Genomic DNA, 24,617 nt, shown 5'->3' on the forward strand with positions numbered 1-24,617 from the left:
ATAAGTCCTTGTCCGTAATTAAAAGACAGGGACTTATATCTTATTAGCAATGTTTATTTTCTTACGCCTTAAATCGATGAATGGATGCCTGAAGCTCCTCCGCCATAAATGAAAGCTCTTGTATGGAGACAGATATTATTATGCTGCCGCTCCGAACCAATAGCTAATCCTTGAACCGTCTTAGTGATTTGTCCCGACGCAATTCCAGATTCGACAGCTCTTTGCTTTAATTGCGTTGCTTTAAAAGTAAATTGTTCCGCATGGGAAGCAACCTGTTGAATCAGTTTACGTAAATTTTGAACCATCAGATTAAAATAAGCGGCTATCTCCCCAAACTCAGATTATTAATTTCGCTCCCCGCAGGAAGAACTTCCTGTCGGATAATCCGCTGCGCTTCCTGAGGATCAGATTTAAGAAGACCCGCGACCTTATCCGCTTGAGCTTGCAGCTTAGCGTCCAACTCCTTTATTTGTATCAGGCTGATTTGGCCATCTTCCGATAGATTCGGAGCTACATTGACAGCCAGTTCATTTAAGTCAATATTAGTCCGTTTAAATCCCTCCAAGTATTGGCTTTCATTAACAACCAAAAAGGCATTCAAAAAATTCTTTTTTGAATGGAATCAAATTGGATTACATGCGAATCAAATGCAGCCCTGGCTTGATGATTGACGAGAGTAGAGTACGATTCATTGACCTTTTGTAAAAATTAATAGGACATACCGCCGATACATCCGAGCAAAACCGGAGATATCAGAAAACCGATAACAACCTGCTTGACAATAGACATTTCATAGTCTCAGCTCCTATTTCTAACTGTTAACAGCAATTTGTTACCAGTTTACAAGATTTCATGTAAATTTATCGTTTAGTTTATAATGCTTCTACTATATGGAGAGAAAGCAGTTGGAGGAGGAAGAAACCTCTTCTTCTGCCGCTGCTGACAAACAGAAAAAAAGGCCATTTATTATGGCCCTTTTCTGTAAACATTTATTATGAAGTTTCACTTTGACAATTAATCGGTTGGTCTGATGCTTCTACATCAGGTACCGCAATAGGTTCGGTAAGGACGAGTTGATTGAGCAGGCAATGTGGAGTAATCTGCATGTTCGGGAGAGTCCGCGTAGGGGCTCGAAAGCACCTCAAGAAGCCGCTCCATCACACTGTAGTCTTCTTGGTTCTCCGCAGTTTCTAGCGCCTCTTCTACCCGGTGGTTGCGCGGGATTAGTGCGGGATTGCTGTTCCGCATCAATTGATGCGAGGACGCTTTGGGTTCCTGCTGCCTGCCGAGTCTCGCTTGCCACAGCTCATACCACTCAGAAAATCCCCTGGTGCCAAACAGGACCGTATCCTCCGGCTTATCAAGAGTTAATGCGCGGAAGGTATTCGTGTAGTCCGCACCATTCTGCTGCATCATCCTGAGTAGGTCTTCAATAAGGGATTCATCCTGTTGCTCTTCATTAAATATGCCCAGCTTGGCCCTCATTCCCGCGAGCCAATTACGGTGATACAACTCCGTAAAACCTGAAATGGCATCCTCGGCCAATTTGATAGCCTGCTCCTCGTCGTCATGCAGCAGCGGCAATAGGGTTTCAGCAAATCTCGCGAGATTCCACGCGGCAATTTGCGGCTGGTTGCCATAAGCATAGCGTCCTTGTGTATCAATGGAACTGAATACCGTTGCTGGGTCATAAGCATCCATGAAGGCGCAAGGACCATAATCAATGGTTTCTCCGCTAAGGGCCATGTTATCGGTGTTCATCACACCGTGAATAAAGCCAACGAGCTGCCATTTGGCAATCAGCACAGCCTGACGTTTTATCACTTCCTGAAGTAGAAAAAGATAACGATTCTCATCAGTCTCAACCTCTGGAAAATGCCTTTGCAATGTGTAATCAGCAAGAGCTCGGAGATCCTGGGCAGTGCCCCATTTTGCAACATATTGAAAGGTGCCTACGCGCAGATGACTGGCGGCCACGCGGGTCATAATTGCACCCGTTTGCTCGGTTTCGCGGTATACTGTCTCACCGGTAGTTACAACCGCTAGGCTGCGGGTGGTAGCAATACCAAGCGCATGCATGACTTCACTGATGATGTATTCACGCAGCATCGGTCCAAGTGCCGCTCGACCATCGCCCCGGCGGGAATATGGCGTTCTACCTGAACCCTTAAGCTGAATATCAACCCGCTCGCCTTGGGGAGTAATCTGTTCGCTAAGCAGCAGAGCCCGGCCGTCCCCTAACATGTTGAAATACCCAAATTGATGGCCTGCATAAGCTTGAGCAAGAGGCAAGGCTCCTTCGGGAATCCGGTTGCCTGCAAGCACCGCTACACCATCATTGCTTTGCAGCGCTTGGACATTCAACCCCAAGGATGTCGCCAAAGGACTATTAAGAATAATCAATTTCGGTGAGCGTACAGGAGTCGGGTTGAGCCTGGTAAAAACTGATTCCGGCAGACGAGCATAACTATTGTCGAAGTTCCATCCTGCTTCTATTATTGCTTTATTCTCTGTCATCGTAGCTCCTTTTTGTTTATCATTTTGTGGCTCAATACCGAAATCAGCGCTTGACGAAATCATTCGACTTCGGCCCCATATCCAGCTCATCACTTGACAAGACTTTGACATTATTCGAAGCTATTGCCTCCCCCCAAAACCTGCATCTATACAGCCTTTTGGAAGTTTTATCGGCAGTCTTCGTGAATTCATGTAAATCTGCATCTCTCTTTCATTCTTAGCTGAAATCAGATCATTTCACATGGGAATTGCTGTACATTCGCAGCTTTTTCCTCTCAAGAGCAAATTCAGTACAAAATAACTGCATGTTTGCAGGATATGTGCAAGCTAATTGTCGTGAGTGGGTCAAGCGCCGATTTTGAGGTTGAGCCCTTTTTGTATTATTTATTTCATTTACATTAAACTCATGTATTATACCCTTTCCACACCTAGATGCTCCCTTTAATGTACCCGATAATTCATTCATGATGATTTTACAGAAATAGTTAGTTATTTTTATGTAGGAGTTGTTCATGCTTCAAATAGGATTGAGGTAAAACAGCACATCGATTACTTAGATTCTAAACTAAACTTGATTTAATAAAAAGGGAATTTTTATAATGAAACTCTTTTTAAGGTCTTGTATTCCGTCTTATTATGTCCTAGATAAGTCCTCTGTAAGCTTAATTACATAATCGGTCAACTCTTTTGAAATAGTTTCATGATAACCATCAAATGGCAGAATAGGTTGGCGAACCCGCATTGTACGATAAATATTTTGTTCAAAAAGAAGTCGTTTAAAAAAATGAATCGATATATCCAGATGCTGATTAGCGAAAGACAGAACCGGAAGCAAACGGTTAAATAGCTCCTTGGCCGCATCCCTTTCACCCTGACGATGTAATGAATAAATCTTCACGTATATTTCGTGCATACCCGTAGGCATGAAAGCATGAACACCTCGGTCAAGGCCTTCAATAATCTGGCTGACAGCCCAACCGCCGGCTACATGCAATTGCCCTCCTGTTGCCTCAATGACTTGTGAGTATTTAACTCCTGCCGGAACTACTTCTATTTTCAAGCTTCGAAAAACGTCAATCTCTTTAAACAGCTTACTTATTAAAGGTACAGGTAACCCAAACCCTTGAAAGTCCCAATCCTGAAGCATTAAAAATTTCGGATTTAACTCAGCAATTTCCCTGACATCATGTTCATATTGTTGATCATTGACGTAAGGGATACTCACTAACACGCCCTCACAGCCCAATTGAATTAATTGCTTCGCATAAAAAATCCTTTGAGCACCCGTATGTGCTGAAGCTCCACCTATTACCGGTACTCTCCCCTTCACTTCTCCAACTACAGTCTCAACCAATAATTTCCTTTCGAACTCGTTTAACTTGTCTACTTCACTCGCCATTGCGGGAATGAGGAAACCGGCAACTCCTGAATCCAAAGCATAATTTACATGTTTACGAAGCGATGGGATATCGATTCTATCCTCTTCAGTAAAGGGAGTGTTTAATACAGTAACAATCCCATTCATATTCAATATCTGCTTATTCATACTAACCCTCTTTCCGTTCATACTGGTATCAAGTGCTCTGATCTCAGTATAAGGAATGTAATCCGTCTTTGAACATAACCAAAAAGGAGTAATAGTAACCATTTTTCCTTTTTAAAGACCCTGCTATAAACCAAAAGCATCTAAGATGGTCATTTTTTTCTCTCAATGGATATTTAGTATAAAATAAATTCAGAAAGGCTGCGATGAATAAGGAGGAATAACGGAACAATGCTGCCCTTTACCCAGAGAGTTATTGAGGTTATCAAGGCCATCCCAGAAGGATATGTGATGACTTACGGTCAAATTGCTGAAATTGCAGGAAGCACAAGAGCAGCCAGACAAGTCGTGAGAATTTTGCACTCGCTCAGCAAGATTCATAACCTCCCATGGCATAGGGTTGTGAACGCTAAGGGGGAGATTGCCATTCATGATCAGGAGGGCCGTTTCTTACAGGAGCTGCACTTGAGTAGTGAAGGAGTTCAGGTGAACGCCGAAGGGAAAATCGACCTGGATATCTATCGCTATTTACCCGAGAAGGAACCATTGATTTGAGTTTTTGATGAAAAATTTGGTCATTGCAAAAAAAAAAGCGCCTCGGTACGATGGGGTTGTGCACGAGGTCAATGCCTCAAAAACCCATCATCTAGAAGGACGCTCTACTATGAATTCTAAAGCTCAGGACAAGCAAAATCAACTCATTGAAAACATTACCTTTTTACATTTAGTCATTGGAGTAAATATTGCCCAGAAGGCTCAAGTCGCATGTGCAGTCAGCTTGTGGGGAATTAATTTGGGGTTTCCACTGGAGTTTGGCAGCTATGACTAGGGCTTTCAACTGTTCAGCCGTTAGATTCAAAGGCATTGAGACTTTCCTCGTGAACCCCACTTCGTCTAGCCTACCCTATATAGCTTCAATCAAACGCGCCAGTAACGCAGTGCGCACAGGAATCTCATCGATCCTCACATACTCGCGCGGCGAATGCGCGAAGTCTCCGCGCGCGCCTAGACCATCGAGCGTCGGGGTGCCCGCGGCTGCAGTGAAGTTGCCATCGCTGACTCCACCGGTCGCCGTCTCCTCCAATGCGAGGCCGAATTCATCCTTCGCCAGTCCCCGAGCGAGGCTGTACAGCGATGCAATAGCATCGGTACGTTCCATCGGTGGACGCATCATGCCGCCGGTAACAACGATCTCCGCGCCTGGAAGAGATGGAGTCAGCGCAGCGAACTCAGCTTCGATCCGCTCGGCTTCATCCAAAGTAGCGATGCGGACATCGATCTCTGCTTCCGCATGATCCGGCACGACATTGCTGCCGATACCTCCGTGTATGAGGCCAACATTAACCGTTGTCCCGAGATTGTAATCAGTTAGCTTATGCAAGAGCTGAATTTGACAAGCCAGCTCTTGAATCGCTGATATCCCTTGCTCCGGATTTACACCCGCATGAGCGGATACCCCTTTTACCGTTAGCTTATACCGGCCGCTACCCTTGCGAGCTGTCTTGAGCGCACCTCTCGGCTCCATAGGAGGCTCCAGTACAAAAGCTCCAGCAGATTGCCGGGCTGCCGTTTCAATAAATTCCCGAGAAGTCGGACTGCCGATTTCTTCATCGCTGTTGATAAGCAGCACGACCCGTTTATCCTCTGGAAAACGCCCTGTATCCTGTAACGCCTTAAGCGCAAAAATAGCTTGCAGCAGCCCTGCCTTCATATCATAAACACCAGGACCGAAGGCTGCTCCATCCTCGATTCGAAACGGACGTCGCTGCGCTTCACCACTCGGCCAGACCGTGTCGTAGTGACCTACGAGAAGAATTTGTTTGGCTCCGCTCCCCGCAACACATAGAAGCCGATCTCCTGCGATTGGATGCGGGATCCGTTCGACCCGACCTCCGATCAAGCGGGTAAACTGAGCCGCATACCAATCAGCGGTCAGATCGCATTGAGCTTTGTTTCGGGAAGGTGAGTCCATATTTACGCTTTCCTCCAGCAGCTGAAGCAGCTCCGGAAGATAAGATTCAATTTGTTTCAGAAGTGATGATTGTGACATGATGTAAGACATCTCCATTTAGTGGGAATGCGAGTTGGATCCAAACAATCGATCCAAACCATAAACGCGTTCCAAAAGAATAATAAATATAAGACTTAATAAAATAACAACCGATGAAATGGATGCAACCAACGGATCCAATATCTCCTGCATATAGCTAAAAATAGCAAGCGGCAGCGTTGTGGTCGAAGGAGAAACAAGAAACAAAGAGACCGTAACATTATCGAAGGAAGTCAGAAAAGCAAAGATCATCCCGGACATGATAGCCGGCCGTAACAAAGGAAGCGTAATATCCCAAAACACATTGAATGGTTTAGCCCCCATTATGTAAGCTGCCCGCTCCAGCGTGTAATCGAAATTACTCAGCCCTGTCAAAACAAGCCTCACAACATAAGGAATAGATATCAGCACGTGAGCTAGCAGCAGTCCAAGAAAAGTACCAGCCAAACCTATCCGAGTAAAAAATAGCAGTGCCGCAATACCGATGATCAAAGCCGGTACAGTTAAGGGTGAAAGCAGCAGTCCATTGATGACTCCACTGCCGCGGAACTTATACTTATGCAGCGCAAGCCCTGCCAGTGTACCGATGATAGTTGAAATAACAGCGGTTAATGCGGCGAGCTCCAAGCTGAAAATAAATGAATCCACAAACTCGGGACGGTCAAATATTTTGGCATACCACATAAAAGAGAATCCTACCGGTGGAAACGAAAGATATTTTACCGAAGTCAACGAGGTAGGGATAATAATAAGCAAAGGTGAGATGACGAACAACACCACGAAAAAAGTAATGATACCAAGCGGAGAAATTTTCTTTATCATGAGTTAAACACCTCTTTATAACGCTTGGTTTCGATCAAACGGGTGAACAAGGATACCAGCGCAATCGTTGAAGCCAATAACAAGAAGGCAATGGCTGCCCCAAGCGACCAATCCAATTGGGTCATTATTTTCTCATAGGCAATAACCGGAAGCACCTTCACGGATGTTCCTCCCATTAAAGCCGGCGTAACAAAAGCACTCATGGACAGGCTGAAGACAAGCGTTGTTCCAGCGACCATCCCTGGCAAAGTGAGCGGCAAGGTAACGGAAAAGAACGTACGCAGCCTGCTGGCGCCTAATATGCCTGCCGCTTTATAAAGCGAGCCGTCAATCTGATAAAGACTGGTTGCAATCGCCAAGATCATATAAACCATCAATGAATCCGTTAAACCAATGATAACGCCAAGCTCGTTGTACAACAGCTTCAACGGCTTGTCGATCAGTCCAAGCTGCAGTAACGTATTATTGATCCATCCCTTATCCCCCAGAATAATGACCCATCCAAAGTTACGGATAACAACGCTCACCAGATGCGGAGATATGATTAAGAAGGTAACAATTCCTCGCATTCTGCCTGACGCTTGAGCCATATACAAGGCCACTGGAAAACCCAATACCAGGCAAGCCAATACGGTGAGCAAGCTCACTTTGATCGTACGCCACAGCACTTGAATATAATAGGGGTCCTGAAAGAACAACAAGTAATTTCCGAAGGAAAAATGCTCCTGCTTGTCTTGGAAGCTGAACATCAGAATATATAGCATGGGAAGTATAAATACCCCCATCACTACCGCAAGTCCCGGTGCCAGCAGCAGAGTGGCGTTTCGCGTCAACCGGCTACGGCCCTCGCTCATTGTCCCTGCCCCTTTCCGGTGAACACGAATATATCCTCAGGCTTCCAATCCAGGTATACACTTTGCCCTTGTGAGAATTGAATCATTTGCTGTACCGTCTGGATACGAACAGTGATCGAGTAGAGTCCTACTTCCACTTCACATTCTGTGTAGGCGCCAAGGAAGGAGGTCTGCTTCACAGTACCCTTCACCTGATTAATACCATCCATTACTACTTCTTCCGTATTCAAACCAATTTTCTCAGGCCGAACATAGATAGTGACCTTTTCTCCATTCCCAAAGCTGCCGTCTCGGCGATCGGCAAGAAGTGTGAAGCCGGCATCGGTTCTCAGCAAAAGGGTGTCGCCCTTCGTTTCCTCAACCATTCCCTGCATGCGGTTCGACTTTCCAATAAAGGTATGAACAAACTCGGAAGCAGGACGATTGTAAATATCCCAAGGCGTACCAATCTGTTCTACCTTGCCATGATCAAGAACGACGATACGATTGGAGAGATAAAGCGCCTCCTCCTGATCATGGGTTACAAATATAGTAGTAATTCCAATTTCCTGCTGCAGTCGCTTCAGCTCATCTCTTAACTCCTCGCGCAGCTTAGCATCCAAATTACTCAAAGGCTCATCAAGCAGCAGCAAGGACGGCTCCGTTACCAAAGCCCGCGCAATCGCAATCCGTTGTCTCTGTCCGCCAGACAACTGCTTAGGATAACGTTCTGCTACATGAGGCAGCTTTACCAGCTCAAGGATGGCATTCACTCTGCGAGTAATTTCCACTTTAGCCACTTTACGAAGCTTCAGCCCGTAGGCAACGTTCTCAAATATCGTCATATGCGGAAATAGCGAATAGGTCTGAAACACCATTCCAAGCTCACGCTTGTTGGACGGCACACCATTCATTCGTTTTCCTTTAATCAGCAAATCACCTTGATCTGGTTCCAAAAAACCGGCAATCATATTTAATGTGGTCGTTTTACCGCACCCGGATGGGCCGAGGAAGGAGACACATTCTCCCTGCTCGATTTGCAAATTAAAGCTGTCTACAACTACATTCGGACCAAACTTCTTCTGGATGTTTACTAGTTCGACGTCAATGCTTTTGGTCATCTATTATCACCTATTTCCCGACTTTAGGAGCAACTTCTTTATTAAAGCGGTCTAGCCATTCCGGCATTTTGCTGCCGACAACTTCCGCGTCAAATTTAACTACCTTTTTGGTATCAAAGCTCAGCTTCTTTGCCAGCTCTTGAGGAAGATTTACTGGAACAGCTGGATTGTAATAAAGCTTGGAAGCATACATAGTCTGTACTTCATCTGTCAACAGAAAATCAATAAACAGCTTGGAAGCGTTAGGATTTTTCGCACCTTTAACTATTGTCGCCACGTTAGGTACAAGGTTAGCCCCTTCCTTCGGAATAACAAACTCAAGATCCAAGCCTGCATCCTTTTGAACTAGGCTTCTTGCCATAGTCCAGGTCGTATAAACCGCTGTTTTATTTTGCATGTTTTGCTGCAGTTGTGCTGCACTTTTAGCAAAAGTCGGCATGTAGCCTGCTATCGTTTTCAGCTTTTCAAAGCCAGGATCCATGTTTTTCTCAGAACCGCCGTTGGCATAAGCAAGCATAATAAAGGCTGACCGGCCAAAATTACTGGACATCTCGGCCAAAGTAATGTTACCCTTCATTTCTGGTTTTGCAAGATCATTCCATGATTGCGGCACAGGCAGCCCTTTGGCTTTCACTACCTCAGCGTTATAGGAAATACCCATAGGTGTAAAGTTAACGGCAATTCCACTGTTGTCTTTAACCTTGAGATCTTCGCCGACTTTTTTCATATTAGGAATATCTTTGTCTGTAAGCGGTTCCCATAAACCTTCTACGCGACCTGCTTCCTGCTCTCCGCCCTCAACAATCGTTACATCGATTTGGGGTGAAGCCTTCTGTGCTTTCACCTTTGCAACAATTTCTGTGGACACACCGGAAACGTATGTGAGTTTCACATCCGGATATTTTGCATTAAATTTTTTGAAAATTTCATCCTTCATCAATTCTTCTACCGTTGCCCCGTTGCCGGCAATGACCAGCTGCTTTTCAGGCGTTAAGCCTGCTTCTTTGCCAGCTGCTGCAGCTCCTTTATCCCCTGCTGGCGCCTGCTGAGCTGCATTCGTTCCACACCCCGTCACTAAAGCACTACAAATTGCAGCTACCGATAAAATTGCTCCCCATTTTTTCATTGAAAACTTCCTCTCAACGTGTTATTATCGTTCTCTATACGTGAACGATGTTTCCTATATGTGAATATATTGGAATTTTAACATGTTTTTTAACAAAAATGCAATAAAAATTTAACATATGTTAGATTCGCTCCCATTGTCGTTTTCATATAGGAAAAAGCTTATATTTATGGTAAACTAATTGCAAAAAAACTATCAACGGCCACTTTTTGCCTTTTAAGGAGCATAATTGAAGTATGGACAATCACCTTTCCTCCGTAAAAAATAGCTGCAGGCTGCTTAAGCTGTTCCTCGATTCCCCGAAGGAAATGGGCGTCAGTGAACTTAGCCGTCAGCTTCAGCTTTCTAAGGGTGCCGTACATAAGCTCCTCATGACATTGGAAAGCGAAGGTTTTATCAAACAAAACCCTGCAAATAAACAATATTCGCTAGGATTCACCTTGTTAGGACTTGGTAATAAAGTGTTGAATAATCATAATCTGGTGGACTTTGCTAAGCCCTATCTTCAAAAGCTTGCCGATACAACGCAAGAGCTTGTATGCCTGTGCGTTAGGGATGGTCATGAAGCCATCTACATCGATCGAATCGACTCCATTCATCCGATCCGGTTTAATGTGGAGGCATATCGGCGTTTCCCTCTGTATGCAACGTCAGCTTCTCGAGTTATCCTCGCTTATCAAGATCCGTCTTTTATTGAAAGCATCATAAGTACGGACATTCGCACTTTTACACCCTTTTCTTTAAAAGAGCCTGCGGAAATAAGCGATCGACTCCGTTCGATTTTTACTAACGGCTATGAAGTCAGCGAGAACATGCGTAATGTTGGTGTTATGGGTATTGCCGCTCCACTCTTTGATATCGATAGCACCGTAACAGCTTCAATCAGTATGATTGGTCCAGTTGACAGGGTAAAGCCGTCTTTGGATACCTTCATACAGCATGTGACAGCAATAGCAAGCGATATTTCCGTTCAGCTTGGATATAGAGGATAAGGATAGTACTACCTTTCACTATGGTCTTTTCAGGATGAAGGATGAAGAACGTAAACCCGGTGTTTGGATCCTAGCAATAAACAAGACAAGCCTCTTAACCCACTTTATTCAATATGTGGGAATAGAGGCTTTTGGTTTTTAACTCACATGGACGCAATTGTGCTTAATAATCAAAGAATAACTTGGGGCTCGTCCTTCTTTTGGATGAATCCCTAGTTATTGTGTAATAATTTTATTATCCGAACATTTTCGAGGAGTAACCGCATGTCAAATCGGAATTGGAACCAGACCCTATTTATCGTATTTATTATATTTGCCTGCTTGCTGCTGCAATTTCTGTTCACCACTCTGCGTATACGCGAGTTGGTCCGGCCTTTGACATCCAACAGCGGTGAAAACACCTCTCGTCACGTCGTGTTGATCTCCCAGGAGCTTGATAACCCCTACTGGCGCTCCATCGAGCAGGGAGCGCGCGAGGCTTCTAAACAATATGGGATAAATATGGAATATCTCGGGCCCTTCCGCATTAATCCGGCCGAACAAACCAAGCTGCTGGAGAAAGCCATTGCCGCTAAAGCCGATGCTGTGCTTGTACAAGGAATCAATGACCTGAATTATCGGGCGTTAATTGACAAAGCAGCAGACCGAGGAATTCCTGTGATTACGGTAGACACAGATGAGCCGGGAAGCCGACGGCTATCGTATGTAGGTACGAACAATTGGGAAGCGGGAACGAACATGGGCGAGCTGGTCGTTCAAGCGGCGGGAAAACGCGGCAGCATAGGGGTGCTGGTTGGTAATGAGCAGGCGGACAATCAACGGCTTCGACTTGCCGGGTTTCAATCCGTGATTAATCAATATCCGGAGCTTACCATAGCCGATGTGCGATCGTCGAATATTTCCCGGCTCCAAGCAGCCCGGCAAGCCGAAGAAATCCTGTCGAGTCACCCGCAGGTCGGTTTTATGGTAGGCTTCAGCGCTTTGGATGGTGTGGGAATAATGGAGGCAGTTAGCCATGTTAAACAACGGGAGGTAAGCATTTTTGCATTTGACGATTTGGCAGAAACGAAGGAGGGTATCCGACATTGCAGCATTGCTTCGACCCTTGTTCAGCAGCCGTACCAAATGGGGTATGATGCCGTATCTCTGATTCATGGCTATTTCCAGGGAAAGAACCCAGAGACGGCGCAGCATTTCACCCCAACCTCTGTCCTCAATCGCCAGAAGCTTACTAATGGAACCGGAAGCAATTGCCAATGACCATTCGAAGGAAGCTGCTGTTATTTATTCCTTTGCTGGTCTTACTCGTCAATTCGGTGACCTTCTTTTTGTTTCAGAGCGGAAAAGTCGTCCAACAAAGCTATAGTTTGATGATGGACCGAATTTTGTTATACAATCAATCCTCTCAGACAGCAGAAGACAGTCTGCGGACTCTTTACGGTTATTTACTCAATCCAGCCGAAGCAGACAGTTCAAATCTGAAACAAATACAAGAAAAGCTGCTAGGGCTACGCACAGTCCTTTTTGAAAATACAAGCTCCTCCCCTCAAGCTTCAGCTTTAACAAATTACGTTCATATACTGGATACCTTCATAGAGCAAGAACAAGCTGCTGTCGCTACTGCAATTACCTCAGGAGCTGCGTTAGCCCATTACGAGGATGCGGAGAAAACGTTCGGCTTTATTCGTGAAGATGGGCAGCTTCTCGTTGACCTGGAGCTTAGCTCCTATCAACCCGTTTACAAGCAAATTCAAGAAGAAAATAAACGGTTGAACCGGCTCGGTGCGGCTGTGTTTATAATCAATACGCTGATGAGTATCCTGCTTGCAGTATGGATTTCACGCAGCATTACTGGGCCTGTCAGCAGACTCGTCGAAATGGCTCGGACCATTTCCAAAGGCAAATTGGAGCAGCAGACACCGCCGCTACGTTCAGCTGATGAACTTGGCCTGTTGTCCACAGCGTTCGGGCAAATGTCAGCCGATCTGAAAGCTTTAATAGAAAAAGATAAGGAAAGTCTGGAAAAGGATCGTCTGGTCAAGGAATTGGAGCTTCAAGCGCTACAAAGCCAGATCAATCCCCATTTTCTATTTAATACTCTTAACGTACTCTCCAAGCTGGCACTGCTGGAAGGAGCGGAAAAGACTAGCGATCTGATTGTATCGATGTCCAATCTTCTGCGATATAATCTCGGCAAGCTGGATCGGCCGGTAACGCTAAGAGATGAGCTGGAAAACATCAAAGAATATTTTACAATTCAGCAAGCCCGCTTCCGCGACCGGATCCGTTTTGACATGAATATCGAGGAGTCTGCCTTGCAAGAGCTTATACCATCATTGACACTTCAGCCTCTTGTAGAGAATGCTTTTGTGCATGGGTTAGAAGGCATGGAGAGTGGAGCTATCCTCCGTTTAGACATTCGTTATGTTGAAGCAGGTGTACGCATAGTGGTGTCAGACAACGGCAGAGGTATGAGTGAGGAAACCCGTCAAGCCTTACTGCGGCTTGAAGCCTCTACGACAAACAAGCAGTCCACAGGGCTTGGCACCAGAAATGTGTTCAAGCGATTGAAATTATTTTATGGACACAATCACCTCGTAGACATTGATAGCAAGTTAGGCGAAGGAACTAAGATAACGATTACGATTCCCCAAGTGAAGGAGCGTGACCACCTGCATGTATCGGCTGCTGATCGCGGATGACGAGGCATTGGAACGAGAAGGATTAGAATGGATCGTTCAGCGCATGATGCCGGGCATATTCCAAGTAATCCACGCAGAGAACGGGCGGACAGCTATTGAACGCGCAGAAGAGCATCGTCCGCATATCGTGCTGATGGATGTGAATATGCCTGGCATCCAAGGCTTGGCTGCTTTGCGGGAAATCAAAGAGCGTCTTCCAGACACCAAATTCGTGCTAGTGACGGCCTATGATTATTTTGCCTATGCCAGAGAGGCACTATCGCTCGGTGTGAAGGAGTACATCGTCAAGCCTGCCAAACGGGAACAGATAGTAAGCACGCTGGAGCAGCTTATCTTGGAATTGGAAAGAGAGAAGCGCAAGCGTGCAGATGAACTGGAGCTTAGGCATAAAGTATCCCAACTGCTCCCTTTGATGGAAAATGAGCTGGCCTTAATGTTCATGGTCGATCAAATTATAGACGCAGATGCCGAGCAGCTATCCGAATGGCTCGAGTTCCCTCTTGATGAAGGATGTGCAATTGTGATCGCTTTTCCGGAAACTATCCATACATGGGATAGAAGAAAAATTTATGATGGCATTCGAAGCTTTGCTAAGACACAAGGATCATCGTGTGTTGTTAGCTCCCTGATAGATCGTCACATGGCCATTTTCCTACGAAAGGTACCGCAGACCGAAGATAAAATATGGATGGAAGATGTTAAGCAGTACGGTGAGAAGCTGTGCGCTTTGGTGGAGCGGCAGTTCTCTTTTCCTATCTCGGTAGGCATCGGTTCATCCCAACACAGAGTAGAAGGGCTGCACAAATCTTACTTTGAAGCGGTGTTCGCTTCCACCTATTTTGAATATGGCGGCAAGGTATGCCACTTCCATGAGCTGAAGCAAGGGGACCCTGGAATGAATTCTCAGACACAATCTTCAACTATCATCGGGACGGAGCAACGTTCTTATGTCATGTCTGCATTGCAGCGCATTCGCGAAGAACGCGAGCAGCAAACCTTCACAGTTCTTGACAGGGCAAAGAGCTATATACAAAGAAGATTTACCGAAGAGATATCCCTCGAAGACGTGGCAGATTTTGTCCATCTGAATCCTCACTACTTCAGTAAAATTTTCAAGCAGCAGGTTGGAGAAACATTTATCGACTTTGTCACCAGCTTGCGAATCGATAAGGCCAAAGCATTGATCGCTATGGATCATTTAAGCCTCAAGGAGGTATGCTACGAGGTTGGTTACAAAGATCCGAATTACTTTAGCCGGGTATTCAAAAAAGTTACCGGTGTAGCGCCAAGCGAGTATCGGGGCCAAACGCGATAGGATATAAAATATCAGTCCAAGTCCAAGTCATGGTGACATGGACTTTTTTGTGTTCTACAGACAGGAATATGCTAGTTTGAGGGCATAATATCGATAGTCCGAATTAAGTGCAGGAAATACACGGATAAGTGAAGATGATTGTAGGCTTGGTCAGAGATTTCACATGATATAATGAACCACGTTCTTAAAGTAGAACGCCTTCAAACCGAAAAGACTAACAATAAACTCGGTGTGTTGAGCATGAATGGGCCGAAGGGAGACATTAAGTTGGAGCATAATCCTGACAAGTATAATGAGCAAGTGAGCATAAAGTTTGTAACACTCGTTTCCATTGTAGCAGCTTTGGGCGGTGTGTTATTCGGATTTGACACAGCTGTAGTTTCGGGTGCGATTGGCTTTATGGAGCATAAATTTCAATTAAATCAGGTTGAGGTCGGATGGGCCGTATCCTGTCTGATCATTGGCTGCATTATTGGAGCCGCTATGTCCGGTTTGCTGAGCGACAGGTTCGGCCGGAAAAAAGTGCTGATTGCAGCTGCAGCGCTGTTTATTATCGGTTCCCTTGGCTCCGCTATTCCCGCTACGTTCTCCGGTTATATAATTGCCCGTATTATCGGTGGAATCGGCATAGGAATCACATCTACCCTCTGCCCGCTATACAACGCGGAAATCGCTCCGGCTAAATACCGTGGTCGTCTGGTAGCACTAAACCAGCTGGCGATCGTTACGGGTATTTTCCTAACTTATTTCATTAATTTAGGAATCTCCAGTTACGGGGATGACGCTTGGGATATATCCACAGCTTGGCGTTGGATGTTCGCAGTAGGTTCAATTCCTGGCTTCCTGTTCCTCGTGCTGCTCTTATTTGTTCCTGAGAGCCCTAGATGGTTGATTAAGCAAGGAAGACCTGCTGAAGCTCTGCCCATTTTATTACGCATCCATGGTGAAGCTTTAGCCAAACAGGAAGTTTTGGATATCAAGGAATCGTTCAAGCAGGAAACAGGATCGATCCGACAGTTATTCAAACCCGGGCTGCGTGTTGCGTTGATTGTGGGTGTAGGTCTGGCTGTCCTTCAGCAGGTCACGGGAATCAACGCCGTTATGTATTATGCTCCGGAAATTTTTAAGGCAACAGGCGCTGGTACGAATGCTTCGCTCATTCAAACCATTCTAGTTGGCTTTATCAACTTTCTTTTCACCATTCTTGCTCTATGGCTTATCGATAAAGTCGGGCGCAAGGTTCTCCTGCTTATTGGTACATCCTCCATGGCGCTGTGCTTGCTTGTCATTGGTATAGCTTTTCAAACGGGCCATGCTGCAGGGCCATGGGTTCTAATTTTCATTTTACTTTATGTGGCCTCCTTTGCTATATCGCTTGGGCCCGTCGTATGGGTGATTATCTCAGAGATTTTCCCGAACCGAATCCGTGGAAAAGCTACGGCGATTGCTGCGATGGCGCTTTGGGCAGCCGATTATGTCGTATCCCAGTCGTTTCCGCCTCTACTTAATTCTGCCGGACCGGCTATAACCTTCTGGATTTTTGGTATCATGTCCTTGTTCACGTTCTTCTTCACCTGGCGTATTGTTCCCGAGACCAAGGGAAAATCGCTGGAGGAGATCGAATCCCTATGGGCATCCAAACAAACTTAATTCCAAACACAAAAAAGGATCTGAGGCACTTCACAATGCGCCTCAGATCCTATTTCGTTCCGCTTCTCGCATAACCGAGTTTTTTATAGTAGAATGATGACTCAGCTACACTAAAAGATTATGGGGTGTTTAAATGTCCATTAATTTCACTAAAGCGATTGTCAATCGGTTACAACAAGAAATTGCTGACATAGAAGACAAAAGCATGAACGAGAAGAACAAAAAGGAAAAAGCTCAATCCAAAATTAATCAATTGCAAAGAGATATGAAATTAAGTCAATCACATAACGACTTAAGTAACAAAATGTCGCGAATCAATAAGTTGAACGAAGAAATCAAAACCATTAATCGAGTACAAGCTGATCTTTCCAAGCAGTTAGTGACGAAGAAAGCTTCGCTTAAGCAGCATCTAGCCAAGGAGCCCCAATAAGAGAAACGTACACTCTCAGAAAATTTAATAATATGGAACAGGTCTTATTGACTGGCATTACATGATTAAGGTTGAAGCTTACACATTATACACCGCAGAAGGGTTGATTTTGACATCATGGAGTTATCTCAACGTATTACCAAGGAACAAACAACCAAAGAACCGTTCCCCCTCTCTATACTTTCACTTACGGTTGGCGCCTTTGCTATTGGAATGACTGAATTTGTCATCATGGGTCTTTTGCCTAATGTAGCTGAGGATTTGCATGTAAGTATCTCATCCGCAGGACAGCTCATTACCATGTATGCCCTTGGGGTAGCAATCGGCGCTCCTATACTGACAGTCCTCACCCATCGAATCCCGCAGAAGAAACTATTATGTCTCCTTATGGTTTTATTTATTCTCGGTAACGGAATCTCTGTTTTCGCTCCAACCTATGCAGTTATGATGGGAGCACGCATGATCACCGCATTGACTCACGGGACATTCTTTGGAGTTGGGGCTGTTATCGCCTCCAATCTTGTACGCCCAGACAAACGTGCCGGGTCCGTATCCATCATGATGGCTGGTCTAACCATTGCGAATATTATCGGTGTTCCTCTGGGAACATTTATTGGACAACACATGGGGTGGAGATCCTCGTTTGGTGCAATTGCAATCATGGGAATCATAGCATTGATCGGCATCCTCATCTTCATCCCGCAAATCCGACAAGACAAACCAGCGAGTATCCTTCTGCAGGTTACCTCTCTACTCAAGCCTAAGCTCCTTCTATATCTGCTGATAGGAGCATTAGGCAACGCCGGCCTATTCACCGTATTTACTTATATTACGCCGCTGCTTACACAAGTCACCGGTTTTGCCGAGCACAGTGTAACTTGGATTCTCGTCCTATTCGGCTGTGGAGTGACCATCGGCAATATCGTCGGCGGAAAGCTTGCGGACTGGAAGCTGATGCCCTCCATACTGGGACTTTACTTTACGATATGTGTCATCCTTACCCTCTTCACCTTTACCATTTATAGTCCAATAGCTGCCGTATTGACCATTTTTCTGTGGGGAGCTGCTTCCTTCGCTGTGTTTCCAGGTCTGCAAGTACGAGTTATGAATCTTGCCCAGGCGGCGCCAGCACTTGCCTCTACTTCCAGCCATTCAGCAGGGAATCTAGGAAATGCAGCCGGCGCTTTCATTGGGGGATGGGTCATTACTCATCTGACTATAACCGCTCTGCCTTGGGTCGGCGCCGTGCTCGTAGGACTGGCTCTGATTCTGGGTATTGCTTGCTATATCGCAGAACGCAAGCCCGCTGCGGCTTGATCCTCTTCCAAACATGATATATAGCCCCGGCTTCTTCGAGAAGCTGGGGCCATTTGCATTAAATGAAATTCATAAGCTAGGATTCCTCCATTAAACATCCCTATGAAATAAGACCCGACATTAGTAATGATTTGCCGCCAATTGGGGATTATAGGTATATCTTGTGAATAAGGAGTGTTACCATGATGGATTTTTTTACTCCGGACTTCTGGTCTGCATTGTTAGCTATCGTTATCATCGACTTAGCGCTTGCCGGTGACAATGCTATCGTTATAGGCTTATCGGCAAGGAATCTTCCGAAGGAACAACAAAAGAAAGTGATCTTCTGGGGAACTGTCGGTGCGATTGTTATCCGATCCCTACTCACCTTGGCTGTAGTTTGGCTCCTCAAGATTCCTGGATTGCTGCTCATCGGCGGGCTGTTGCTCGTGTGGATCGCGTATAAGCTTCTGGTCGATGAAAAGAAGCATGATGTACAATCAGCTGCTACTCTATGGATTGCTATCCGAACGATTATCGTAGCGGATACCGTTATGGGGCTCGATAACGTACTTGCGGTAGCAGGTGCCGCGCATGGCGACTTTATCTTAGTTGTACTAGGTCTAATCATTAGTGTACCGATCGTTGTATGGGGGAGCACCTTAATCCTGAAATGGGTGGAGCGTTTCCCGGTTATCATCTACATCGGATCAGCTGTACTCGCTTGGACTGCATCGAAGATGATCGTAGATGAGCCGTTCTTAAAAGATTTTTTCATAAGAAATCCGGTGCTCACATGGCTAGTTAGTTTAATACTCGTGGTAGGTGTGCTTTTGCTCGGAAGATTGAATAACAAGCGGAAAGTAGCGGCGGCGTAAATACTTTCATGTGAGGAAGAGATAAGCCCTAAAGCACAGTGCTCATTAAGCACTACCGCTTTAGGGATTTGTTGAAAATACTTACCCTTCCAGCACATCCGCCCCCAATTCACCCGCAACCTCAATCATCTTGGGAATCACAGCTTCATTGGTACCGGATACGTATATATCTCCTTGATAGTGCCGGAATGGGATTTTTGTATCGCCATAGCTCCACATGAAAAAATCTCCATCAATGGACATGCTGGTAGCGCCTGTCACCGTAAACACGGATGTATAGGAAAAATCAGGTTTGGATTCAAAATACTGTTTGCACTCTTCCAAAGATATGGCTTGCGATGAATTATCATTTCCCTGAAATTCTCTTGTAATTCGATAGCGTTGACTCATTGAGATACCTCCAATATCATTCATTTTTTCATTATCCAACTAATAATAGGCCAAAATATAAAGAATGCCAAATATACCGGCGGTACAATTGAAAAATAAATCAGAATTCATTCCACCATAAGTAACACCCTATTGTCGATGTATTCGTAAACTCTCCTAATCCACTCAATAAGATAATCATTACTCACGGTCCTCCTTCATCAAATACCGAGCTCCTGTATTAATTTCTTATAGGTATAATAAGCCGGTTTCGGCGAATAATCATCCTGAACAATCCCAAATTGATGAAAAAGATCATCTTTGGAGCTATCTGCATCCCGGAGTCCAAAAAGCTCATAATGGGTAATATTCAGCTCCATACGCAGCTTATAGATTGTTCGTATAACTGTCTCGAGAACTTTCGCTTGATGTCCGTATGATCTTTCTATATTTATAAAAGGGTTCTTTCCGGTAGGCCATCCATTCTCGGTAACTCGTATGGGGATCGATGCAGGTACACCACCCGTGATAAGATCTCTTTCCCTTAAATTTCGAAGCGTGCGTTCCACGGAAGCCGGTATTTCTTCTAAATCGAACGGTTCCTCGAAGACATCCACATAAAAATTATGTCCCACAAAATCAAGGGATTCTATAAGCTTTTCCCCTCCAAGCTCAGCGAGGTTTTCCCAAAAATGAGGAACCGTCATAGGGCCATCCGGCACCGAACCGAATCCAATCTTAATTGGGAGATTACGATTCCGGGTTTCCTTTTTGGCTGCAATAACTCCTTCGACAAGGGCTCTCAGTACATACGGCTTCGAACCTTCCATAAACACCAAATTGGGCTCGTTCGTTATTTGAAGTGAAGCCAATTGTGAACCGTACTTATTAATGACTTCGTGAATAAAATCAAGCCAGCCAGCCAGTTCTAGGTCCGGTTCTTGGAGACATCCTACTGTCAAATCTCCCAATAAACCAGCATCAAGATAGCGATCCGCCAACGATAACATTTTGGAATCCGATTCTCGTCCCGTATAAATGATGTAGTTTCTTGGAAGCAGCATCCTAGTCCCACCTCTAAGGTCCTCGAGCGCTAGTTGAATTTTTTCATAGTTATCCTGCGGCCCGACAGCCAACCCAGTAGGAGTGCCCGCTACACTTAGTGGGTAAATTCCAAACGTTAATCCTGATGAAGTCATACTGTCACCGCTCCTTTTAACTGATCCTCTTATCATCATACAGATTGGAAAAAATTATTTATTCACAAACATATTATGAGATATCGGCTGAATTTCTGCCTTTCAATTGTACTTGATTCCACATCAGTCATGTCAGTAGTTTATCTCTTTCTTGACAACTAATAAGTTTAGAAACTATACTAGTTTCTATGGATAATAAAAATTTCACTCAATCGTACAATAATGGCAGCCGCAATCTTGGTCGCTTGATTATGCAGCTTCGGCGATTGGAACGCCAGCCCCATACCTTTGGGGACGCAGGCCCCTTAACGCCTAGCGAAATTCATACAATTGATGCCATCGGTTCCGAGGGAAACGTTCTTATGAGCGAGCTCGCCGGGCGCCTGGGGATTACTAAAGGTGCGGTCACGCAGCTTGTCGCACGCTTGGAAGCGAAAGAACTTGTCATACGTTCACCACATCCAACTGATTCTAGAGGCATCATGATTTCACTTACGGAAAAAGGAAAGCATGCTAACGCAGCCCACGAAGAGGTCCATCTCGAATTTTACAGTCAACTGCGTAATCAGTTAAGCGAACAGGAGATCCAAATATTCGAGACATGCATTGCTAAATTAAACTCTTTTTTGCAAAAGTAATTTTTTTTGAGTATTTAGTTTAGTTGCTATACCATTATCAAACACACAAGAGTGAGAACTACTGAGTGATCGAAGTTGATAAAACAAACTTTCATGAACAACTTACAATAAAAGGAGAACCTATATGAAGGAGCACATTGTCGTGATCGGCGGTTATGGTCATGTTGGTCAAATGATCTGTAGAGAACTATGTGATTTATATCCGGGCAAAGTTTTTGCTGCAGGAAGAAGCCTTGAACGTGCGGAGCAATTCAGCCGCGCAACTGGCGGAAAGGTCAGGCCATTACAACTCAACATCAGTGAACCTGTCGATCCGAATGCTCTGGATAACGTTAAGTTGATCGTTATGTGTCTGGATCAAACCGATACCAGCTTCGTTCGTTCTTGTTTAGAAAAAGAAATTCATCATGTGGACATTTCCGCGAATGTTTCGTTTCTATCTCAGGTGGAAAAATTGCATTCAGAAGCTTTGACCAGTCGGTCAACGGCAGTGTTGAGCATCGGCCTTGCTCCTGGGATGACGAATTTGATGGCTCTCCACGCCAAACGCTTAATGGATCAGACAGATGCCATTGATATATCTATCATGCTTGGTTTGGGAGATCAGCATGGCAAGGCCGCAATCGAATGGACAATCGATAACTTAGGCACGCAATATCAAGTCGTAAAAGATGGACGCAGTATGGAAGTCGGAAGCTTCAAGGACGGAAAAATAACCGATTTCGGAACAAGTTTAGGGCGTAAAAAAGCATTTCGATTCAATTTTTCGGATCAGCACGTACTTCCGCGAACGCTTGGTGTACCATCCGTCTCCACACGACTCTGTTTCGATTCGAAACCAGTAACCGAATTACTGGCTTGGCTGAGAGCAGCGGGAGTGTTCCGCTTATTGAAGTATATGCCGATTCGCAACACCATCGTTCAATTGTTTGGCAAGATGCGATTCGGAACGGAGCTATTTGCCGTAAAAATTGACGCATGGGGGAAAAAGAACCAAGAGAATGTGATGGTAGAGTGCTTCCTACAAGGGAAAAACGAAGCTGTAATTACCGCCAAGGTCGCCTCTGCCTTAGCGAATATTGTCTACCGCTCCTCGTCCCCCCATGGTGTATATCATATTGATCAATTGTTTGATTTAGAGACTCTATTGCATCCTATTCGTCAGATGGTTTCTATTGAAACCAGGATAAATGGAAAACAGAAGACTAAAAAAAAGGGAACGTTCCCTAAGTGAGAAATCACTTTGGAACGAACCCTATTTGCCGGAATCCTACAGGCTATAAACTTGCAGCAATCGCGCGAATTTCCGTCAATGTCGCTTCATCGAGCGTAACATCCAGTGCAGGCAGAACACTCGTAATATGGCTAGGTTTACGTACCCCGACAATCGCGCTGGTTAACGCCGGATGCGCCAACACATAAGCGATTGCTAGCTGCGGCATCGTAATATTGAAGCTGGCTGCAATCTCCTTCAGCTTCTCGACCCTGTCCACGTTCTTTCTCAGACCTTCGCCTGTATGCGCAGCATTCCGGGAACGCCAATCGCCTTCATCAAATTTCGTATCATATGTATAATTGCCCGAAAGCAGCCCCGAAGTTAACGAGCTATACCCAACGACACCGATGCCTTTCTCAAGACAATAAGGCAATAGTTCCTTCTCTATGGCAGGTCTTAGTATAGAGTATGGGGGCTGTAAGGAGTCCACATGTCTAACAGTAAGCGATTGCTCCAGCAGAGGAATGTTATAGTTGCTTACCCCTACATAACGAACCTTACCGTCTTGCACCAGCTTGTCCATAGCACGCATCGTTTCTTCTGCTGAAGCATGCTGATCCGTATCCGGCCAATGCATTTGGTACAGATCGATATAATCTGTATCAAGGCGGCGCAGTGATGCTTCAGCTTCACGGATAACAGAGTCATAAGTACCGTTCTTGGATACCTGCTTCTCCTCATTCCAAACCAAGCCACATTTTGTCGCTAGAATAACTTTGTCACGATCGCCCTTCAACGCTTTTCCGATAACTTCTTCTGAGTGGCCAAGACCGTAAACAGCTGCGGTATCGTAAAAAGTGATGCCCGCATCAAGCGCAGCGCGAACGCTATCCAGAGACAACTGATCGTCTTGCTCGCCCCAAGCGCTGGCCCAGCCTCCCCCGCCGATTGCCCATGATCCAAAGCCGACGATAGATAGCTCAGGACCGTTTTTTCCAAGTTTGCGATATTTCATAAATGTAACCACTCCTTGATCTATTGGATATGATAATTATAATCAATCTTTATGAAATAGATAAGAACTGTAATTAAGTAAACCTAGTTACCTAAAGGTTATTTCGTTAGCGTAATCTCCAAGTGTTCCCAATGAGCCAAGCTGACAATAAAGATAGACATTACAGGTCCAAGAGCACCGCCAATAGCCAAACCAACTGCCGTCATACCTAAAGCTGAGCCTCTGCGCTCTGGAGCAAAGTAGCGATCGGGATAAGCATGGCTGTTGCCGGGATAGCGGCAGCACCTAATGACTTTGTCAAGGGCTATCTCGCAAGCTCCGCCATTGTAGATTCCCATTAGTTGCGATGGCTATCGTCTGGTTTTGAGATAATCTAGAACTATATTCACTCTTTCTTTAACTGTTTGATCTCCTTCAATCCTCAATATCGGACATGTTAAATCTGACATCCAATGCTCGTGTAAAGATTTGCTTCTAACCTCTAAACCAGCCTCATCATATAGGGCTGCCCACTCTAAAAAAGCTCTTGATTGCTCGTATTTACTTCCACCAGGTAATATTTCATCACCATATCTTTGAAATTCCCTTTGTTCTAACCTTTGGAGCCTAATGTCTTTAGGAGTATAAATAAAAATAACTAGATCAAAATACGACTTTATTTCATCTCCCCAACCACATACAGCGCCTGAAAGAATCCATTGCTTATTATTCGTAAGGTCTTCCTTTAGTAACTGAACTCTAGCCTTTAATCCCCTTTTTTCAGTAAATTTCTCAATCCAAAAATAATCATCACCATCTAAATTTACATGTGGCAGTATCATAGATAAATCCCTTCCAAGAGTCGATGCTCCTGAACCCGAGGCGCCAAGGATATGTATTTTATTTTTCATGCTTACCTCCATTTT

The 24,617-nt window shown here is 45.0% G+C and carries 24 protein-coding genes and 2 pseudogenes; 12 read left to right on the top strand and 14 right to left on the bottom strand.

Translation table 11 applies throughout. The features are described from left to right. Positions 1 to 68: 68 nt before the first annotated feature. From GC093_RS27320 to GC093_RS27335, 4 genes are all read right to left on the bottom strand, one after another. A complete protein-coding gene (locus tag GC093_RS27320) occupies positions 69 to 305 on the bottom strand; it encodes a hypothetical protein (protein WP_171655087.1) in 237 nt (78 codons plus the stop codon). Positions 306 to 322: 17 nt separating this feature from the next. Next, positions 323 to 601 (bottom strand): hypothetical protein, encoded by a 279-nt coding sequence (locus GC093_RS27325; RefSeq protein WP_171655088.1) that lies wholly within the window; start codon positions 599 to 601, stop codon positions 323 to 325. Between the two features lie 440 nt (positions 602 to 1,041). Next, entirely contained in the window at positions 1,042 to 2,517 is a 1,476-nt protein-coding gene (locus tag GC093_RS27330) for a protein adenylyltransferase SelO (RefSeq protein ID WP_171655162.1), read from the bottom strand. Between the two features lie 634 nt (positions 2,518 to 3,151). Further along, entirely contained in the window at positions 3,152 to 4,063 is a 912-nt protein-coding gene (locus tag GC093_RS27335; protein ID WP_216624843.1) for a dihydrodipicolinate synthase family protein, read from the bottom strand. A gap of 228 nt (positions 4,064 to 4,291) precedes the next feature. Between GC093_RS27335 and GC093_RS27340 the strand changes: the two genes are divergently transcribed. After that, positions 4,292 to 4,615 carry an MGMT family protein gene (locus GC093_RS27340; protein WP_171655090.1) on the top strand — a complete coding sequence of 108 codons (324 nt, stop codon included), beginning with the start codon at positions 4,292 to 4,294 and terminating at the stop codon, positions 4,613 to 4,615. 109 nt (positions 4,616 to 4,724) lie between these two features. Beyond that, positions 4,725 to 4,874 (top strand): annotated as a pseudogene (locus GC093_RS35585) (IS110 family RNA-guided transposase); the annotation flags it as partial. Between the two features lie 90 nt (positions 4,875 to 4,964). On the opposite strand, the gene GC093_RS27350 reads toward GC093_RS35585, so the two are convergent. Genes GC093_RS27350 through GC093_RS27370 form a run of 5 tightly spaced genes read right to left on the bottom strand, consistent with a single transcriptional unit; the run spans position 4,965 to position 10,012 of the window. Further along, on the bottom strand, positions 4,965 to 6,110 hold the full coding sequence (locus GC093_RS27350) for a M20 family metallopeptidase (protein ID WP_171655092.1): 1,146 nt from the start codon (positions 6,108 to 6,110) through the stop codon (positions 4,965 to 4,967). 18 nt (positions 6,111 to 6,128) lie between these two features. Beyond that, entirely contained in the window at positions 6,129 to 6,932 is an 804-nt protein-coding gene (locus GC093_RS27355; RefSeq protein ID WP_171655093.1) for an ABC transporter permease, read from the bottom strand. Next, the gene (locus GC093_RS27360; RefSeq protein ID WP_171655094.1) at positions 6,929 to 7,786 is read right to left on the bottom strand and encodes an ABC transporter permease; all 858 of its coding nucleotides are present in this window, start codon (positions 7,784 to 7,786) and stop codon (positions 6,929 to 6,931) included. Before GC093_RS27360 ends, GC093_RS27355 begins: the two co-directional genes overlap by 4 nt. After that, positions 7,783 to 8,886 carry an ABC transporter ATP-binding protein gene (locus tag GC093_RS27365; RefSeq protein WP_171655095.1) on the bottom strand — a complete coding sequence of 368 codons (1,104 nt, stop codon included), beginning with the start codon at positions 8,884 to 8,886 and terminating at the stop codon, positions 7,783 to 7,785. Before GC093_RS27365 ends, GC093_RS27360 begins: the two co-directional genes overlap by 4 nt. Before the next feature lie 10 nt (positions 8,887 to 8,896). Continuing rightward, positions 8,897 to 10,012, bottom strand: a complete 1,116-nt coding sequence (locus tag GC093_RS27370; RefSeq protein WP_171655096.1) for an ABC transporter substrate-binding protein — start codon at positions 10,010 to 10,012, stop codon at positions 8,897 to 8,899. A 236-nt stretch (positions 10,013 to 10,248) separates the two neighbouring features. Here GC093_RS27370 and GC093_RS27375 point away from each other — a divergent pair, with 236 nt between their 5' ends. From GC093_RS27375 to GC093_RS27410, 8 genes are all read left to right on the top strand, one after another. After that, complete coding sequence (locus tag GC093_RS27375; protein WP_171655097.1) at positions 10,249 to 11,004, top strand: IclR family transcriptional regulator; 756 nt, start codon at positions 10,249 to 10,251, stop codon at positions 11,002 to 11,004. A gap of 264 nt (positions 11,005 to 11,268) precedes the next feature. Further along, a complete protein-coding gene (locus GC093_RS27380; RefSeq protein WP_171655098.1) occupies positions 11,269 to 12,264 on the top strand; it encodes a sugar-binding protein in 996 nt (331 codons plus the stop codon). Next, entirely contained in the window at positions 12,261 to 13,706 is a 1,446-nt protein-coding gene (locus GC093_RS27385) for a sensor histidine kinase (protein ID WP_171655099.1), read from the top strand. The genes GC093_RS27380 and GC093_RS27385 overlap by 4 nt, the downstream gene beginning before the upstream one ends. Continuing rightward, positions 13,681 to 15,021, top strand: a complete 1,341-nt coding sequence (locus GC093_RS27390; RefSeq protein ID WP_171655100.1) for a response regulator — start codon at positions 13,681 to 13,683, stop codon at positions 15,019 to 15,021. Before GC093_RS27385 ends, GC093_RS27390 begins: the two co-directional genes overlap by 26 nt. Before the next feature lie 240 nt (positions 15,022 to 15,261). Continuing rightward, on the top strand, positions 15,262 to 16,671 hold the full coding sequence (locus GC093_RS27395) for a sugar porter family MFS transporter (protein ID WP_171655101.1): 1,410 nt from the start codon (positions 15,262 to 15,264) through the stop codon (positions 16,669 to 16,671). Positions 16,672 to 16,804: 133 nt separating this feature from the next. Next, the gene (locus GC093_RS27400) at positions 16,805 to 17,101 is read left to right on the top strand and encodes a hypothetical protein (RefSeq protein WP_171655102.1); all 297 of its coding nucleotides are present in this window, start codon (positions 16,805 to 16,807) and stop codon (positions 17,099 to 17,101) included. Positions 17,102 to 17,218: 117 nt separating this feature from the next. After that, entirely contained in the window at positions 17,219 to 18,418 is a 1,200-nt protein-coding gene (locus GC093_RS27405; protein WP_171655103.1) for an MFS transporter, read from the top strand. A gap of 185 nt (positions 18,419 to 18,603) precedes the next feature. Then, complete coding sequence (locus tag GC093_RS27410; protein ID WP_171655163.1) at positions 18,604 to 19,275, top strand: TerC family protein; 672 nt, start codon at positions 18,604 to 18,606, stop codon at positions 19,273 to 19,275. A gap of 81 nt (positions 19,276 to 19,356) precedes the next feature. Here GC093_RS27410 and GC093_RS27415 read toward each other — a convergent pair whose 3' ends face one another. Together GC093_RS27415 and GC093_RS27420 are read right to left on the bottom strand one after the other, a co-directional pair. Beyond that, a complete protein-coding gene (locus tag GC093_RS27415; RefSeq protein WP_171655104.1) occupies positions 19,357 to 19,665 on the bottom strand; it encodes a hypothetical protein in 309 nt (102 codons plus the stop codon). A gap of 200 nt (positions 19,666 to 19,865) precedes the next feature. Continuing rightward, positions 19,866 to 20,843 (bottom strand): hypothetical protein, encoded by a 978-nt coding sequence (locus tag GC093_RS27420; RefSeq protein WP_171655105.1) that lies wholly within the window; start codon positions 20,841 to 20,843, stop codon positions 19,866 to 19,868. 188 nt (positions 20,844 to 21,031) lie between these two features. On the opposite strand from GC093_RS27420, the gene GC093_RS27425 reads away from it, so the two are divergent. Then, complete coding sequence (locus tag GC093_RS27425) at positions 21,032 to 21,481, top strand: MarR family winged helix-turn-helix transcriptional regulator (protein ID WP_171655106.1); 450 nt, start codon at positions 21,032 to 21,034, stop codon at positions 21,479 to 21,481. A gap of 124 nt (positions 21,482 to 21,605) precedes the next feature. Next, positions 21,606 to 22,715 carry a saccharopine dehydrogenase family protein gene (locus GC093_RS27430; RefSeq protein WP_171655107.1) on the top strand — a complete coding sequence of 370 codons (1,110 nt, stop codon included), beginning with the start codon at positions 21,606 to 21,608 and terminating at the stop codon, positions 22,713 to 22,715. Positions 22,716 to 22,758: 43 nt separating this feature from the next. Here the strand turns inward: GC093_RS27430 and GC093_RS27435 are convergent, their stop codons facing one another. The 3 genes and pseudogenes from GC093_RS27435 to GC093_RS27445 all read right to left on the bottom strand — a co-directional run bounded on the left by GC093_RS27435 (position 22,759) and on the right by GC093_RS27445 (position 24,602). Next, entirely contained in the window at positions 22,759 to 23,712 is a 954-nt protein-coding gene (locus tag GC093_RS27435; protein WP_171655108.1) for an aldo/keto reductase, read from the bottom strand. Between the two features lie 119 nt (positions 23,713 to 23,831). Continuing rightward, positions 23,832 to 24,007: pseudogene (locus GC093_RS27440) on the bottom strand (MFS transporter); the annotation flags it as partial. A gap of 55 nt (positions 24,008 to 24,062) precedes the next feature. Beyond that, positions 24,063 to 24,602 (bottom strand): ATP-binding protein, encoded by a 540-nt coding sequence (locus tag GC093_RS27445; protein ID WP_171655109.1) that lies wholly within the window; start codon positions 24,600 to 24,602, stop codon positions 24,063 to 24,065. Between the last annotated feature and the right edge of the window lie 15 nt (positions 24,603 to 24,617).

The sequence above is a fragment of the Paenibacillus foliorum genome (genome assembly GCF_013141765.1).
In the GTDB taxonomy this organism is placed as follows: Bacteria; Bacillota; Bacilli; order Paenibacillales; family NBRC-103111; genus Paenibacillus_S; species Paenibacillus_S foliorum.